17 protein-coding genes are annotated in these 16,411 nt (G+C 29.6%); 1 reads left to right on the top strand and 16 read right to left on the bottom strand.

All coding sequences use genetic code 11. The features are described 5' to 3' along the window. Positions 1 to 49 precede the first annotated feature (49 nt). The 13 genes from uvsE to ACUSRV_RS09500 form a co-directional block, all read right to left on the bottom strand. A complete protein-coding gene (gene uvsE / locus ACUSRV_RS09560; RefSeq protein WP_490141722.1) occupies positions 50 to 1,006 on the bottom strand; it encodes a UV DNA damage repair endonuclease UvsE in 957 nt (318 codons plus the stop codon). Positions 1,007 to 1,062: 56 nt separating this feature from the next. Next, positions 1,063 to 1,941: an FUSC family protein gene (locus ACUSRV_RS09555; protein WP_490141721.1), complete on the bottom strand. Its 879-nt coding sequence runs from the start codon at positions 1,939 to 1,941 to the stop codon at positions 1,063 to 1,065. Positions 1,942 to 2,181: 240 nt separating this feature from the next. Next, complete coding sequence (locus tag ACUSRV_RS09550) at positions 2,182 to 2,520, bottom strand: hypothetical protein (RefSeq protein ID WP_490141720.1); 339 nt, start codon at positions 2,518 to 2,520, stop codon at positions 2,182 to 2,184. A gap of 127 nt (positions 2,521 to 2,647) precedes the next feature. Next, entirely contained in the window at positions 2,648 to 3,034 is a 387-nt protein-coding gene (locus ACUSRV_RS09545; protein WP_490141719.1) for a hypothetical protein, read from the bottom strand. A 137-nt stretch (positions 3,035 to 3,171) separates the two neighbouring features. Further along, entirely contained in the window at positions 3,172 to 4,524 is a 1,353-nt protein-coding gene (gene gdhA / locus ACUSRV_RS09540; protein WP_490141718.1) for an NADP-specific glutamate dehydrogenase, read from the bottom strand. A gap of 182 nt (positions 4,525 to 4,706) precedes the next feature. After that, positions 4,707 to 5,360 carry a phosphate signaling complex protein PhoU gene (gene phoU, locus ACUSRV_RS09535; protein ID WP_490141717.1) on the bottom strand — a complete coding sequence of 218 codons (654 nt, stop codon included), beginning with the start codon at positions 5,358 to 5,360 and terminating at the stop codon, positions 4,707 to 4,709. A 44-nt stretch (positions 5,361 to 5,404) separates the two neighbouring features. Next, entirely contained in the window at positions 5,405 to 6,163 is a 759-nt protein-coding gene (gene pstB / locus ACUSRV_RS09530) for a phosphate ABC transporter ATP-binding protein PstB (RefSeq protein WP_490141716.1), read from the bottom strand. 13 nt (positions 6,164 to 6,176) lie between these two features. Continuing rightward, a complete protein-coding gene (gene pstA / locus ACUSRV_RS09525) occupies positions 6,177 to 7,040 on the bottom strand; it encodes a phosphate ABC transporter permease PstA (RefSeq protein ID WP_490141715.1) in 864 nt (287 codons plus the stop codon). Positions 7,041 to 7,042: 2 nt separating this feature from the next. Next, positions 7,043 to 7,918 (bottom strand): phosphate ABC transporter permease subunit PstC, encoded by an 876-nt coding sequence (gene pstC / locus ACUSRV_RS09520; RefSeq protein ID WP_490141714.1) that lies wholly within the window; start codon positions 7,916 to 7,918, stop codon positions 7,043 to 7,045. A 233-nt stretch (positions 7,919 to 8,151) separates the two neighbouring features. Beyond that, positions 8,152 to 9,087 (bottom strand): PstS family phosphate ABC transporter substrate-binding protein, encoded by a 936-nt coding sequence (locus ACUSRV_RS09515; protein WP_490141713.1) that lies wholly within the window; start codon positions 9,085 to 9,087, stop codon positions 8,152 to 8,154. Between the two features lie 128 nt (positions 9,088 to 9,215). Further along, positions 9,216 to 10,163: a PstS family phosphate ABC transporter substrate-binding protein gene (locus ACUSRV_RS09510; RefSeq protein WP_490141712.1), complete on the bottom strand. Its 948-nt coding sequence runs from the start codon at positions 10,161 to 10,163 to the stop codon at positions 9,216 to 9,218. Between the two features lie 128 nt (positions 10,164 to 10,291). Next, positions 10,292 to 10,972, bottom strand: a complete 681-nt coding sequence (locus ACUSRV_RS09505) for a response regulator (RefSeq protein WP_490141711.1) — start codon at positions 10,970 to 10,972, stop codon at positions 10,292 to 10,294. A gap of 66 nt (positions 10,973 to 11,038) precedes the next feature. After that, positions 11,039 to 11,986, bottom strand: coding sequence for a PstS family phosphate ABC transporter substrate-binding protein (locus ACUSRV_RS09500; protein ID WP_490141710.1), 948 nt, complete (start codon positions 11,984 to 11,986; stop codon positions 11,039 to 11,041). Positions 11,987 to 12,228: 242 nt separating this feature from the next. Between ACUSRV_RS09500 and ACUSRV_RS09495 the strand changes: the two genes are divergently transcribed. Next, complete coding sequence (locus ACUSRV_RS09495) at positions 12,229 to 12,915, top strand: DUF4397 domain-containing protein (RefSeq protein ID WP_490141709.1); 687 nt, start codon at positions 12,229 to 12,231, stop codon at positions 12,913 to 12,915. Positions 12,916 to 12,958: 43 nt separating this feature from the next. On the opposite strand, the gene pepF is transcribed toward ACUSRV_RS09495, so the two are convergent. The 3 genes from pepF to ACUSRV_RS09480 are packed head-to-tail and all read right to left on the bottom strand — an operon-like array spanning position 12,959 to position 16,339. After that, positions 12,959 to 14,755, bottom strand: a complete 1,797-nt coding sequence (gene pepF / locus ACUSRV_RS09490) for an oligoendopeptidase F (RefSeq protein WP_490141708.1) — start codon at positions 14,753 to 14,755, stop codon at positions 12,959 to 12,961. A 23-nt stretch (positions 14,756 to 14,778) separates the two neighbouring features. Then, positions 14,779 to 15,624: a DegV family protein gene (locus ACUSRV_RS09485; RefSeq protein WP_490141707.1), complete on the bottom strand. Its 846-nt coding sequence runs from the start codon at positions 15,622 to 15,624 to the stop codon at positions 14,779 to 14,781. A 58-nt stretch (positions 15,625 to 15,682) separates the two neighbouring features. Next, positions 15,683 to 16,339 carry an MgtC/SapB family protein gene (locus ACUSRV_RS09480; RefSeq protein ID WP_490141706.1) on the bottom strand — a complete coding sequence of 219 codons (657 nt, stop codon included), beginning with the start codon at positions 16,337 to 16,339 and terminating at the stop codon, positions 15,683 to 15,685. Positions 16,340 to 16,411: the final 72 nt, after the last annotated feature.

Here is a 16,411-nt window from a genome sequence, read left to right as displayed (position 1 = left end):
AATTCCTCCTATGTGCACGAATTACACTAGTAATGTTATAAATTTTATACTATATTTCTATTGTGGACTCATCAATCCACTTCCACTCCTTTTTAAATTCCTTTAAATCTTCTACTAATTTATATAAAGACTCATCTTTTTGCTTAGCTTCTATCATAACATCATAATCTCTATTCAGAGACTTTGTAATTTCAATAAAACTTATAAAATCATGAGGATTTATATAATCTGAATGTCTTCTATCTCTTTCACCATCTTTAGGGCTAGAAAAATGTATCTTAGGAGGTAATATATCGTTATTCCAAGTATTAAATATATCTTCTATTAAGTCTTCTAAAATTTCACCATTATTATTACATACATGATGATGAACATCTAGTACCATAGGGCAGCCTAACTTTTTACATATATCTAATACTTCTTTTGCTGTAAATAATTTATCATCATTTTCAAGTATTAGTTTTTCTTTTATATTTTGGGGAAACATATTAAAATTATTTATAAACCTATTTATAGATTCTTGTTTGCCTCCTTGACCTCCACCTATATGTATAACCATCTTTCCTTCTTCATAATTTATATCCTCAAATAAGTCTATATGAAAATGCAAATTTCTTATAGTATCTTGTACTACTTTTTCATTTATACTGTTTATCACATTAAATTGATCTGGATGGGTATCTACTCTCATATTATTTTTTCTTATTATTTTTCCTATGTATTCAAAATCTTTTTTAAAATACTTTCTGTAATCCCAATTTACATCAGGATGAGTTGCAAGAGGTATTAAATTAGATGTTATTCTATAAAAATGTATATTATTTTTTATATTGTATTCCAATATTTTTTGTAAATCGTTTAAGTTAGATAGTGTCACTTCTTTTAACTTTTTTAACTTATCTTCTTCAGACATTATTTTTGAATATCTTGAATAAGTAACTGTACTTGATGATGTAACTTTAGGAAGTTTTAAAGCAATAGCTACATATCCTAATCTTATATGCATATTTATTTTCCTTTCATAAGATTTATATCTATTTATTATTCTCTAAAACTTCTATTTTATTCCATTAGTTCATTTACATTATGAAGTATAACTATTTCCTTAATTATCATACCTAAATGATAATTAAATACGGGGCTTTTTTCATCATCAATATCTCTTCTTAATTCAATTTTTTTATATAGTTTTTTTAGTCCTTCGTGATTTTTATTACTAAGATAACACTTGTCATTTAAGAGAGTTATAGATTGCAAATGAAAATATATTTCCTTGCACACATCTAATGTTTTTTTTAGTTTTTCAATTTCTATATCCTCATTTCTATATTCAAGTTCATCTATAAATCGTTGATAGGTCGATTCTAATTTTACTATTTCTTCATTAAAATTATCTATATCAATATCTTTATCGTATATTATTTTTTCCTTTATTAATTCCATAGCTTTTTTTTCTATTATTTTTAATTCATTCATTACATCTTTTAAATAGTTAGGTCTTATTATAAAATAATTTACAACTAAAGCTATTACTATCCCTGCTGCCGTATCTATAGTTCTATTAATAGAATATAATAAGACATCGTTATTACCAACTCCTAATAATATAGAACAAAATACTACAGATGCTATAGAAACGGATTGTTTTATATTGAGTATATTACAGATGTAAATTAAGGCTATTATCCCCGCACCAGTTAATATAGGATCTCCAGGATGTACTAATGCAAATAAGTATCCAATTATAGCTCCTACAACAGTTCCCTTTATTCTATTCGTCCCTGCTTTTAATGAGCCCTTTACTGTATTTTGCATAGTTACTACACATGCTATAGCTGCATATAATGGTTCCTGCAGTAAGCCTATACTTCCAATTAGAGCAGTTATAAACACTCCAATTCCTGTTTTAATAGTCCTCATACCTATTTTTTTCAACTTCAAACCATAACGCCCCCTACTTATATTTTCCATATTATAATACCATTAATTTCAAAAACTTATTACACAATAAAAAATTTACTTCGCCTTAAATATAAAAAATTTGCTATTCTTATATCGCCAACGACCTTAAAAAATTATACCTTGCTCAAGTTTAGCAGTTGGATATTATAACTTACCCACATACTAGATAAATTACAATATCCTTGTAATTAAAAAAAGCCTTATAAAAAGGCTTGTATATTAATAAAAATATGGATAATTTTTATATTTTTTTCTTCTTTTTAAGATTTCTTCAACTAGAAGTATTTTTATAATATCCTTAAGTAAATAATCTTCATAATATCTATAATAACCATTTGTATTTTCTCCTTCAGTAAATTTACGGTAATACTCTCTTGTATATGATTCATGCACATTATCTACCAATTCTTTGAATTTATCTTGTGTAGGAAATGGATGCATATATTTATTTTTATCGCATTCTTCACAAATTTTTATTATATGCTCAGTTAATATAGTATATATTTTGGGATAGTAGTTTTCAGATACAGCCTTGCAATAGTCATAATAATTATACATGTCCATGCCTCCTCTCTTGTAGTCCTATGTTATTTTATGATTCTAAGAAATATTTTGTTACAAAACTAATTTAAAATAGCCGTAGATAATTTATCAACGGCTATTTTACTATTTGATCTCAGTACCCTTAAAATCCAAAGCCTCCAAAGCCTCCAAAGCCTCCAAGTCCTCCAGGGCCTCCAAAGCCTCCAAATCCATGACCAAATCTTCTTCTTCTTCTTCTAAGAAGTCTTTGTAAAAGAAGTATTAAAGCTAAATCTCTAATAAATCTACGTCCAAATTGTCTATTTAATTCTTCTTCTTCTTCAATTGATCTGTTATTATCTCTTTCATATCTATCCACTATCATATCAGTCATTTCTTCTATTCTTTCATCACTAGGAAATGGATACATATCTTCACGTGTATCATATCCATCACAAACATATACTACATGCGGCATTAAAACATGATATACCTTTGGGTAGTGTCTATTAGCCATTTGTTCACAGTATTGATAGTAATTGTATTGCATTATTTTACCCCCTGATGTCAATAATATATTAGATATAAATTGTACAAATTATATCTAATACATATTATGATATCTATATGTTAATTGTTAACAAAAAATAAAAAAGCCAGGTTATAAAACCTGACTTTAAACTTATCTTATACTATTCCTTGAGCCATCATAGCATCAGCTACTTTTAGGAATCCAGCTATGTTAGCACCAGCAACATAGTTTCCTGGAACACCGTATTTATCAGCAGCATCTTTAGAGTTTTTGAATATATTAATCATTATATTATGTAACTTAGCGTCAACTTCTTCAAATGTCCAAGATAATCTCATACTATTTTGAGACATTTCAAGTGCTGAAGTAGCAACTCCACCAGCATTAGCAGCTTTAGCTGGAGCTACTAATATTCCCTTGTCTAAGAAATATTGTACAGCTTCATTAGTACATGGCATGTTAGCACCTTCACCAACAGCTATTATTCCCATTTCAACTAATTGCTTAGCTTCTTCTATAGTTATATCATTTTGAGTAGCACATGGTAATACTATATCACATTTAACAGTCCATATACCTCTTTGTCCTTCATGATATTCAGCATTTGGTTTTCTGTTAGCATACTCAGATATTCTTTTTCTTTCAACTTCTTTTATTTGCTTTAATAAATCTACATCTATACCATCTCTGTCTATAACATATCCAGCAGAATCACAAACAGCTATAACTGTTGCTCCTAATTCTTGAGCTTTTTTAGTAGCATATATAGCAACGTTTCCTGAACCAGAAACAACTATTTGTTTTCCTTGTAAGTTATGTCCATGAGCTTTTAACATTTCATCTACAAAGTAAACTACACCAAATCCTGTAGCTTCTGTTCTAGCTAAAGAACCACCATATGTTAATCCTTTACCTGTTAAAACTCCAGCTTCATAAGCATTTCTTACTCTCTTGAACTGACCATACATATATCCTATTTCTCTTCCACCAACACCTATATCTCCAGCTGGAACGTCTATATCTTGACCTATATGTCTGTATAACTCAGTCATAAAGCTTTGACAGAATCTCATTATTTCAGCATCTGATTTTCCCTTTGGATTAAAGTCAGATCCACCTTTACCTCCACCTATAGGAAGTCCTGTTAATGAGTTTTTGAATATTTGTTCAAATCCTAAGAACTTTACTATACCTAAGTATACAGATGGATGGAATCTTAAACCACCTTTGTATGGTCCTATAGCACTGTTAAATTGAACTCTAAATCCTCTATTAACTTGAATGTTACCTTGATCATCTACCCAAGGTACTCTAAACATTATTTGTCTTTCTGGTTCAACTATTCTTTCTAATATACCAGCATTAACATACTCAGGATGCATTTCCATAACTGGCTTTAATGAATGTAGAACTTCTTCTACAGCTTGGTGAAACTCAACTTCCCCAGGATTTCTCTTTATAACTGTTTGTAAAACGTTTTCCATAATTGTTTGTGTATTATTTGACATAGTTTTATTCCCCCTCGTTTAAATTTTGTTTTGTTTTGGAATAATTCTTACCTTTATTATACACCTTATGTATTTTTTTTCAATATTTATAGCGAAAAATGTTTTCCTTTTAACAATTATTTAACAATACTTAAATACTTAATTAACGATAAGTAATAAAAAAAACTGGTATTTCTACCAGTTTAATCAAATTCTATCATTTCTCCACTTACAGTATATATTATACTTTCGCATATATTAGTTATGTGATCTCCAATCCTTTCTAAATACCTTCCTGCAAATAATAACTTAACCCCTTGATTAATATTTCTACTATCTCTGTGCATAGCAGCTAACGCATCTATATAAACATCATTGTATAAATTATCTACTATGTCATCTTCTAAAGCTATTTTGTATGCTAATTTGTCATCCCCTAGTATTAATGCATCCTTAAGCCTTCTTAACATATCCGCGCATATATTACTCATCTTTGGAATATCTATAAGTGGCTCAACATGTTCTTCGTTTCCTATTTTTATAGTTTCCATAGCTATATTTACAGCATAATCTCCTATTCTCTCTAGTTCTAAAGCTATTGTCCCTAAAGCATATACAGTTCTTAGATCTCTAGCCATTGGCTGTCTTAGAGCTATAAGTTCTATACTTCTTTCTCTTATATAATCTCTTAGTGAATCTATTTCATCATCTTGGTTTATAACTTCTCTAGATGCATCTAAATCCTTAGCTACCATAGCCTCTACAGACTTTATAACTAATTCTTCACATTTTTCCATCATTTTAACTGTATAGTTTTTTAGTGTCTCTATATTTAAATCTATATTTTTTTGTTCCACTAAATTGCACCCCTATCATATAGTTTTTATTATTATTCTATATCTTAGCCGAATCTTCCTGTTATATAATCTTCAGTTCTCTTATCTTTTGGAGCAGTAAATATTTTTTTAGTTTCATCAAGCTCTATTATCTCTCCCATCAAGAAGAATGCTGTATTATCTGATATTCTAGCTGCTTGTTGCATTGAATGAGTAACAATAACTATAGTAAAATCCTTTTTCAAGTTTTCTACTAGTTCTTCTATTTTCGCAGTTGCTATTGGGTCTAATGCTGATGTAGGCTCATCCATTAGTATTACTTCTGGCTGCATTGCTATAGTTCTAGCTATGCATAGTCTTTGTTGCTGACCTCCTGATAAAGCCCATGCAGACTTATCTAATCTGTCTTTAACTTCATCCCAAAGTGCTGCTCCTTTTAAACTCTTTTCTACTATTTCATCTAGTGCCTTTTTATCATTTATCCCATGTCTTTTCGGTGCATATACTATATTTTCATATATAGACTTTGGAAATGGATTTGGTTTTTGAAATACCATACCTACCCTTTTTCTTAATTCTTCTACTTCAATATTAGGAGAATATATATTTTTTCCGTCTAATAGTATGTCTCCATCTACTTTAGTTCCCTCTATTAAATCATTCATTCTATTTAATGTTCTTATAAATGTTGACTTTCCACATCCCGATGGACCTATAAATGCAGTTACCTTATTTTTTTCTATATCTATATTTATGTTTTTTAGTGCCTTAAAATCTCCATAATAAAAATCCAGATTATCTACTTTTATCTTAGTATTAGACATAATTTTGTCCTCCTTAGCGTTTTATTCTGTCTTGGTATTTATTTCTTAATAATATTGCTGTTAAATTTGTAAGTATTAATAACCCAAGTAATAATAGTATCCCTGCTGAAGCAACATTTTGGAATTCCGCTTGTGGTTTTCCAGCCCAAGAATATATTTGCAACGGTAGTGTTGTAAATTGGTCAAGTGGAGATGAAGGTGAGAACCATATAGCTGCAGCTCCACCTACAAGTAATAATGGTGCAGCTTCTCCTAATGCCCTTGATATAGCAAGTATCGTTCCTGTAAGTATTCCTGGCATAGAGTAAGGAATTATAACTCCAGTTATAGTATCCCATTTGCTAACACCTAGTCCATAAGAAGCTTCTTTTAGTTCCCTTGGAACTGTCTTTAGCGATTCTTGGGAAGATACTATTATTAAAGGCAATATTAAAAGTGCCATTGTTAGTGACCCGGCCATTATGCTTCTTCCTAATCCAAGTAATCTTACGAATAATGTTAATCCAAATATACCATATACAACTGAAGGTATACCTGATAAATTGTTTATATTTACCTGAATTAAAGATGTTATTTTATTTTTTGGTGCATATTCTTCCAAATATAGTGCCGTTCCAACTCCTAGTGGGAATGCAATTGCTATTGTAATTAATATAACCCATACAGATCCAGCAAAGGCTGCAGCAACGCCTGCCTGTGATGGTATTCTCGATGTATAATTAAAGAAAAATTCTGGCGTTAAATAAGAAATTCCATCAACGATAACTTCACCAAACAATACAACTAATATACTTAATGAAAACAGTATAGAGAGTATTAATATGCCGTGAAATATATTATCATTACGCTTACGTACTTTTATATTTGAATTGTTCATTATTAATATTCCTCCCTCATTTTATTAGTTATATATCTTGCCAATATATTCATAGATAGAGTTAACAAGAATAATACTAGTCCAACTACATATAACGTTTGAGATTCTAAGCTTCCTTGAGCTATATCACCTTGACTTACTTGAGCTATAAATCCTGTCATTGTCTGTATACTTTCAAGAGGATTTAAAGTAAGTTTTGGATTAGACCCAGCTGCTAACGCAACTATCATTGTTTCACCTATAGCTCTTGATATAGCTAATATAAATGACGATATTATACCTGATATAGCTGCAGGTAGAACTACCCCTCTTACAGTCTCTTGTTTAGTAAGTCCTAGTGCATATGCAGCTTCTCTTAAACTATTTGGAACTGCTTGCATTGAATCTTCACTTAAAGATGCCACCATTGGGAGAGTCATTACTCCAACTGCTATAGCAGCACTTAAAGCATTGTATATGCTAGTTTGAGGGAATATATTTTGTAAAATGGGAGTTATAGTTGTTAAAGCAAAGAACCCATATACTATAGATGGTATACCTGCCAATATTTCTAATATAGGCTTTATAACTTTTCTAACTCTTTTATCTGCATATTCGCTTAAATATATTGAACTTAAAAGACCTATTGGTATAGATATAAGCGATGAAAATACTACAATTAAAAATGTACCCGAAAGTAAAGATGCTATACCGTAGTGTTTCGGATTTAATAATGGAGTCCATTGTTTAGAGAATAAAAATTCAGTAATAGGAACTTGTTTAAAAAACTCTAAACTTTCATATATTAAGATTAAGAATATACCTATCGTAACAAATATAGATATGCTTCCAAAAGTTGCAAGAATATATTTAATTATTTTTTCTTTAGTCTTTTTCATTCTATTTCCTCCTGATCTTTTCCATTGTTTTTCTTATTTATTCTACATTGTTAGATTAACACTTCTATATTTATTCTTTGTTAAGTATGCGTTAGATATATGTTAATTTTGTTAAGTATACGTTAACTTGCTTATATCCACTCTATAAATTAGTTTGTCGTTTTTCTTTTGTAATATACTCTATAAACTTTAAAACCTTACAAATAAAAAAGGATACCTCAAGGTATCCTCTGTTATTTTATAGATTGCATTTCTTTTAATTGTTTATTATATTCTTCATCTGGTAGTGCAACATAACCTGTGGTTGGAACTATCTTTCTACCCTTATCTAAGTAATACTCAATAAAACCTTTCATCAAAGGCTTATTATTCATATTGTCTGTATTAACATATAAGTATAGAGACCTCGATAAAGGAGTGTATTCTCCATTTTGTATAGTTTCTTGGGTAGGCTCTATGCCATTTACTTTAACAGATTTTAACTTATCAGTATTTTCGTAGTAATAAGCAAATCCGAAGAATCCTATTGAATACTTATCTCCTTGTACACCAGTTACCAAGACATTATCATCTTCACTTGCCGTATAGTCTGTTCTTATAGCTCCAGCTTCTCCTACTATTTCATCTGTAAAATATTCAAATGTTCCAGATTCGCTACCTGGTCCATATAATTTTATTTCTTCCTTTGGCCATTCAGGTCTTACATCACTCCAATTTTTAACTTTGCTATTTGGTTCCCATATCATTTTTAACTCTTCAGGAGTTATATCAGTACACCAGTTATTTTGTTTATTTACAGCTATAGTTATTCCATCATTAGCTATGATTAGTTCTTTAATATTCATCTTAGCTTCATTGGCTTTTACTAATTCTTCATCTTTTATATGCCTTGATGCATTGGCTATATCAACTTCACCTTTTATTAATTTTTCTATACCTGCCCCTGTACCCCCAGCTCCTATAGTTATTTTAACTCCTCTATTTGCTTTTGAGTATTCTTCTCCTATAGCTTCAGTTATTGGAAATACCGTACTTGATCCATCTATAAATATAGATTTATCATTACTGCTTGAACATCCAACAGTTAAGCCACTTAATAAAATTATTAATAAAGATATTATTGATAATTTTGTTATATTCTTCTTAAGCCTCATACTATATTCTGTCACACCTCTCTAAATATAATTGAATAAATTACCAACATATAATACCATATATTTTTATATTTTAATATATTTTTCGCACAATATAAAAAGATGTTGATAATTAATTTATCAACATCTTAACTTAAATATTATTATTTTATATCTTGTATTTCTTTTAACTGATTGTCATAGTCAGCATCTGGTATAGCTACATAACCTACTTCTGGAACTATAGCTCTTCCTTCTCCTAAGTAAAATTCAATGAAAGATTTAACTTCAGGTTTATCATTCATAGATTTTTCATTTACATATAAGAATAGTGGTCTTGATAACGGTTTATAAGTTCCATCTTGTATTGTTTCTTGAGTTGGTACTACACCATCTATAGAAACTTCTTTTAGTTTATCTTGATTTTCAAAGTAATATGCATATCCAAAGAATCCCATGGAGTTTTTGTCTCCAGCTACACCTTGTACCAATACGTTATCATCTTCACTTGCTGTATAGTCTGTTCTTATATCTCCAGCTTCTCCAACTATAGTTTCTGTAAAGTATTCAAATGTCCCCGATTCACTACCTGGGCCATATAGTTTTATTTCTTTATTAGGCCATTCTGATCTTACGTCACTCCATTTTTTAACTTTACTGTTCGGTTCCCATATCATCTTTAATTCTTCCACAGTTATATCTTTAGCCCAATCATTTTGTGGATTGACAACAACTGTTATTCCATCATAGGCTATAGTTAGTTCTTTATAATTTACACCATTTTTTTCTGCTGTCGCTTTTTCTTCATCTTTTATAGCTCTTGATGCATTAGCTATATCTATTTCACCTCTTAAGAGTTTTTCCATTCCTCCACCTGTTCCTGATGTTCCTATTGTTATATTGACTCCAGGATTTATTTTGTTAAACTCCTCTCCTACAGCTTCTGATATAGGAAATACAGTGCTTGATCCGTCCATTACTACATTTCCACTTAGTTTAGACTCTGTTGGAACACCCTGCTCGTTTCTATTGCCACACCCCGTCATTATTCCTACTGACATAACAGTTACTAAAGATAAAGTTAATACTTTTTTTATATGTTTTTTTAGCATAGTATATTCCATCTCCTTATTATATAATTTCCAATTTATTTTTCACTGTAAATCTATAATTTATACATAGTAATATATTTAGATACTAAAAAAACTGCCTAATGGCAGTTTTTAAATAATTTAATATATTATTCTATTTTATATCCCGAACCTCTTATTGTTTTTATATAATTAGCTGAGCTAATATTATTTTTCAACTTTTTTCTTAGATGTCTTATATGGACATCCACCGTCCTAGATTCTATAGTACTATCATTTCCCCATATTTTATCTAACAAATATTTTCTAGATATAATTTTCCCTCTATTTTCTAGTAATAATCTTAATATTTCAAATTGCTTTATTGTTACATCTATTCTTATCCCATTTTTATATATTTCATAAGCATCTAAACTAAATTGGAACTCATCTAAATACTTGCTATTAATTTGTTTTTTGGCATATCCTCTTAATACAGAATTTACCCTTGAAATAACTTCTTTTATATTGAAAGGTTTTGTTATATAATCATCCGCTCCACAATTTAAAGCTTCTATTTTATATTCTTCTAGATTTTTATCACTTAACATTATTATAGGTATAGTCTTAAAGTCTTTATCTTTTTTAACTTGTTTTAGTATACTTATCCCTTCTACACTAGGTAAGCTCCAATCTAAAATAACTAAAGAAGGTTTTAGTTCTCTCAACTTAATAAAACCATCTAGCCCATCATTACTAGCCTCAACTATATACCCAGTATCTTGTAAGTTAGTTTTTAAAATGTCAACTATATTGTTTTCATCTTCAATTATAAGTATATTATTACCCATAATTTTTTCACCTATCTTATATGAAAAGACTGCTAATATGCAGTCTTTTCTAAAATATTATTTGGATTATTTCATTTCTTGAATTTCTTTTAATTGATTTTCATATTCAGAATCTGGTAAAGCAACGTATCCAACTTGAGATGCTATTTCTTTTCCTACTTCACCTAAATAAAACTCCACATAAGCTTTAACTTCTGGTTTTTCTAATAATGCTTTTTCACTTATATATATATATAATGGTCTAGATAATGGAGCATAAGTTTTATTTTGTATAGTATCGTGAGATGGAGCAATTCCATTTACTGATACAGCAGCTAACTTGTCTTGGTTTTCATAGTAGTAAGAATATCCAAAGAATCCCATAGCGTTTTTATCACCAGCAACACCTGTAACTAATACGTTATCGTCTTCACTTGCTGTATAATCAGTTCTTATAGCTGCTTTTTCACCGTTTATTTCCTCAGTGAAATACTCAAATGTTCCTGATTCACTACCTGGTCCATATAATTTTATTTCTTCCTTTGGCCACTCAGGTCTTACATCACTCCACATTTTAACTGTACTGTTTGGCTCCCATATTTTCTTTAATTCATCTGTAGTTATATCTTTTGCCCAAGTATTTTGTGGATTTATAGCTATTGTTATACCATCATATGCAACTTCTATTTCTTTATATTTTATTCCAGCTTTTTCAGCTTCCGCTTTTTCTTCATCTTTTATTCCTCTTGATGCATCAGCTATGTCAATTTCCCCTTTTAAGAACTTTTCAAAACCTCCACCAGTACCAGATGTTCCTACTGTTACGTTAACTCCTTGATTTTGTTTTCCAAATTCTTCTGCAACACCTTCAGATATAGGGAACACTGTACTTGATCCATCTATCATTATTGTTCCTTTTAAATCTGAAGTATTTCCTCCTTGGTTAGAACTTCCACACCCTACCAATATTCCTGCTGATAAAACCCCAACTAAACCTAATGAAACTAATTTACTTATGTTTTTCTTTAAAGACATAATTAATTTCCCTCCATATATTCTTAATTTTTTATTTTGTTTTCTTGTTTGCTACACTATTAGAATACAGCTTGTATGTTAAGGACAGGTTAAGGTGAAGTTAGGTATATGTAAAAATTGTTAATAAAATGTAAAAAATAAGCATAAAAAAATGTAATATAATACATTAACAATGAATTTCCTTTATTCATATAATATGATAGGATTATTTAACTTAGTTTTACTAGTGGAGGTGAAGCTCAGTGTCGAGTAGAGTAAATGCAGTTCTAGAGGAAGTAGGAGTTCCTTGTTTAACTCCTAATTTTTCCGTTGTTAGAGCACTTAATGCATTATCAAGTGCTGTTACAATTGATGTATTAATAAATAATTTAGTAATAGCAGATGATTTACCCTATGAAAAATTTGGTGGTTATATGACTATTCCAAAAGGAAGAAATACTGTAAAGGTTTATGTAGCTCAACAAAAAAAAGTTCCTACACTAGCATTAATAGGAGCAGAAATACCTGAAGGCCAGGTTGTAACTTTAGCTGTTATAGGAACTTTGCCTAATATAAAATTAGTAACTATTATAGATGATGCTAATCAAAAAGTATTTCCTGACGAAACCAAAGCTAGGCTTATTAATTTGTCTTCGGACGCATTAACTGTTAATGTATCTTCAAATGGAAACACAATAAATAGATTATTATCTTCTGGTCAAATTACTGAATATAGCACTATACCTTCCGGAGAGTATAGAGTAACAGCTTCTTCATCAGGGACAGAAGGACCTACACCCAGTACGAGAATTACCCTAAAACAAGGTAGAATATACACTATATATATCCTTAGTAATGTAGAATCTTTTAATCAACAATTTATACCTGGAAGGCAATATGAAATTATATCATCTGTAGACGGTAATACTATATATAAAAAATGCACATAAAAAACTCATGGAAGTACATCCATGAGTTTAATTTTATAATTAATTATGATTTTGAATTTTTTTCATTTTCTAATTCATTAACTAGGTTTTTAAATACTTCTAGGGCACTTTCTATGGATTCTTTTTTCTCCATATCTACCCCAGCTTTTTTAAGTTGATTAAGTGGATAATCAGACCCCCCACTTTTTAAAAACTCGATATATCTATCTACTGCCGGTTTTCCTTCATTTAGTATCTGACTGCTTAAAGCACTAGCTGCTGAAAATCCCGTAGCATATTTATAAACATAAAAATTATTATAAAAATGAGGGACTCTAGCCCATTCTAAACCTATTTGTTTATCTACTTCCATACTATCTCCATAGTATTTTTTATTTAAATTATAATATATATCGTAAAATTCATCTGATGTTAAAGGTTCTCCACCTTCTGCTTTTTCATGAGTTATTTTTTCAAATTCAGCAAACATAGTTTGTCTATACACTGTTGTTCTAAACTGTTCTAAGTAGTAATTCAATAGATAAAATCGCTCTTCTTGTGATTTTGAATTTTCAAGCATATAGTTCATAAGTAACAACTCATTTAAAGTAGAAGCCACTTCTGCAACAAATATCTTATATCCTGAATATAAATAAGGCTGATTATTTTTTGAGTAATAGCTATGAAGAGAATGACCTAGTTCATGAACTAATGTAAATAATGAATTTAAATCATCTTTATAACTCATCAGTATATAGGGTACTGAATCGTAGCTTCCCCATGAATAAGCTCCACCTTGTTTACCTTCATTTTCATATACATCTATCCAACGTTCAGAAAAGGCCCTTTTTAAAACATTTATATAATCTTCTCCTAAAGGTTTCAGAGCATTTAGTATTATCTCTTGAGCTTTTTCATAAGGTATTTTCATATCTAACTGCGTAACTAAAGGAACGTATAAATCATACATATGAAACTCATCTAAACCAAGAAACTCTTTTTTTAAGTTTAGATATTTATTAAATGTATCTAAACTTTCAGATACTGCATCTATTAAGTTGGTATATACAGATATACTTATGTCGTCTTTAAATAAAGATGCTTGAAGTGCAGACTCATATTTTCTAGCTTTGGAATAAAATATCTCTTTTTTTATACCACCATACAATGTAGATGCAAAGGTGTTTTTAAATGATTCATAAGTTTCATATACGTTTTCAAAGGCTTCTTTTCTAACTCTTCTATCTTTGCTTTGAAGCATTTTAGTAAAATTTTGATGACTAATTCTTACAGTATCTCCATTTTCGTCTTTTATTTCTGGAAACTTCATATCTGCAAAAGAAAACATTTCAAATACTTTATCTGGAACAGATGCTATATCTCCAGTTGCCGCTAATAACTCTTCTTCTTTTTCAGATAAAGTATGCGGCTTTTCTCTTAATATATCATCTATAGACTTTTGGTAAAATTTAAGTTTTTCATCCTTTAGATATTCGTTTAGTTTATTTTCATCCATAGATATTATTTCTGGAACCATATAAGATACAGATGTAGATAGCTCAGTAGCTAACATATCAGTTTTGGTAGCCACTCCTTGGTTTGCATTTATTCTAGTATCTTCATGTTGTTTCATATGCGTATATACGTATAGATTTTGTACTATTCTTGAGGCTTTCTCAGATAAATTTAGTGCATTGTACAAATTATCTTTACTCTCTGATAACTTGCCTCTATATTTCTGTATTTCTTTCATTATCTCTTTAACTTTATTTATATCAGAATCTATCTTTTCTTTATTTGGATATATATTATCTATGTTCCATTTATATTTTTCTTCTATATTTTTTCTCTCTATTCCCATATTATCGTCTCCTTTTGATAGGGTTAATCAAAACTTATAAGAAGAGCCCCTTCAGCTGCATAAGTTCCTATTATAGGACCTATTTCACTCATCAATATACTTTTAAAATTATATTTGTCTTCTATCATACGTTTAAGTTTTAAAGCCTTTTCCTCACAATTACCATGAGCTATCCCTATTATTTTGTTAGGTATATCAGTTACATGTTCCTCCATGATTTCCACTAGCTTTTTTATGCTTTTAACCTCTCCCCTAGCTTTATCATGTGTTTTTACTAATCCTTCTTCTACCTTAACTATTATTTTTAAGTTTAAGGCGTTTATTATTTTCCCTGCAAAAGCATGGATTCTTCCACCTTTTACTGCATTTTCTAATGTATCTAATGCTACATATACACTTATATTTTCTTTTTCTTTTTCAATTATACTTACTATCTCTTCTAAGGTTTTTCCTTCATTTATTAGTTCTGCTGCCTTTAAAACTGATATACCTATTCCCAGTGATCCAGTTAAGGTATCTATTATTTCTATCTTTTTAGAAGAATTGCCTTCTAAATACATATTTTTAGCAATTAATGCATTATTATACGTACTAGATAATTTTGAAGATAGGCATATTACTAAAATTTCTTCTTCTTCACAATCAAATTTTTCTAAAAACCTATCTGGAGATGGACTAGATGTTTTAGGAAGAGCTGTGCTATTTTTCATCTTTGAATAAAAAGTTTGATTATCTATTTCAACTCCAGACACAAAGCTTTCGTCATCAAACAAAACGTTTAGTGGAACTACATGTATATTATTTTCTTGTAATAGGTGCTTAGGTAAATCACAAGAACTATCTGTTACTAACCTTATTCTTTTGCTCAATTTATACACCTCAATCTTAATTTTTTAATAACGTGTTAATTCAATATTTTATAATATTTTACTCTAAATAGTCTATACTAATTATATTTTTTACATCATCTAATTCTTTTATTAGTTCATTTAATACTATTCTCCTGTCATGTAATATTGTAAAATTTATACTTCGCCTATTATCTTCACATTCAGTTATATTCATATTTTTAACTATTATACTATTTTCCTCTAATACTTCAAATATTTTAGGTACTATAGCACTGCTATAGGCTTTTACAGTAAATGTGGTTAGTTTTCTTTTAAATAATTTTCTATCTATATATTTTAGTATATATAAAGTTGTCATTACAAATAACCATGCTAATATACTTAACTCGTAATATCCAAAACCTACAGCTATACCTATACAAGCTGTAGTCCATATACCAGCCGCCGTTGTAAGGCCTCTTATCCCGTTAGATGTTTTTAGTATCGCCCCTGCTCCTAAAAATCCTATTCCTGACAACACTTGTGCAGACAATCTAGCTGGATCTATATTATATTTATAACTGAATTCAGTAAATAGTAGTATAGATGTTATAGAGGATATACAAGATCCCACAGCTACTAATATATGTGTTCTAAATCCAGCAAATTGGTGAGATCTTTCTCTTTCTATTCCAGTCATGCCTCCTATTAAAAGTGCAACTAGCAGTCTTAATGCCATTTCTTTTGTATCCATAATATCCCTCCTTGATCCACTTTTATTTATAATATTTGCGTATCTATAAAAAAATGCATATTAATTAGTTTT

Source organism: Sporacetigenium sp. TC11, from assembly GCF_058146105.1.
This window is presented reverse-complemented; position numbering and strand designations above follow the sequence as displayed.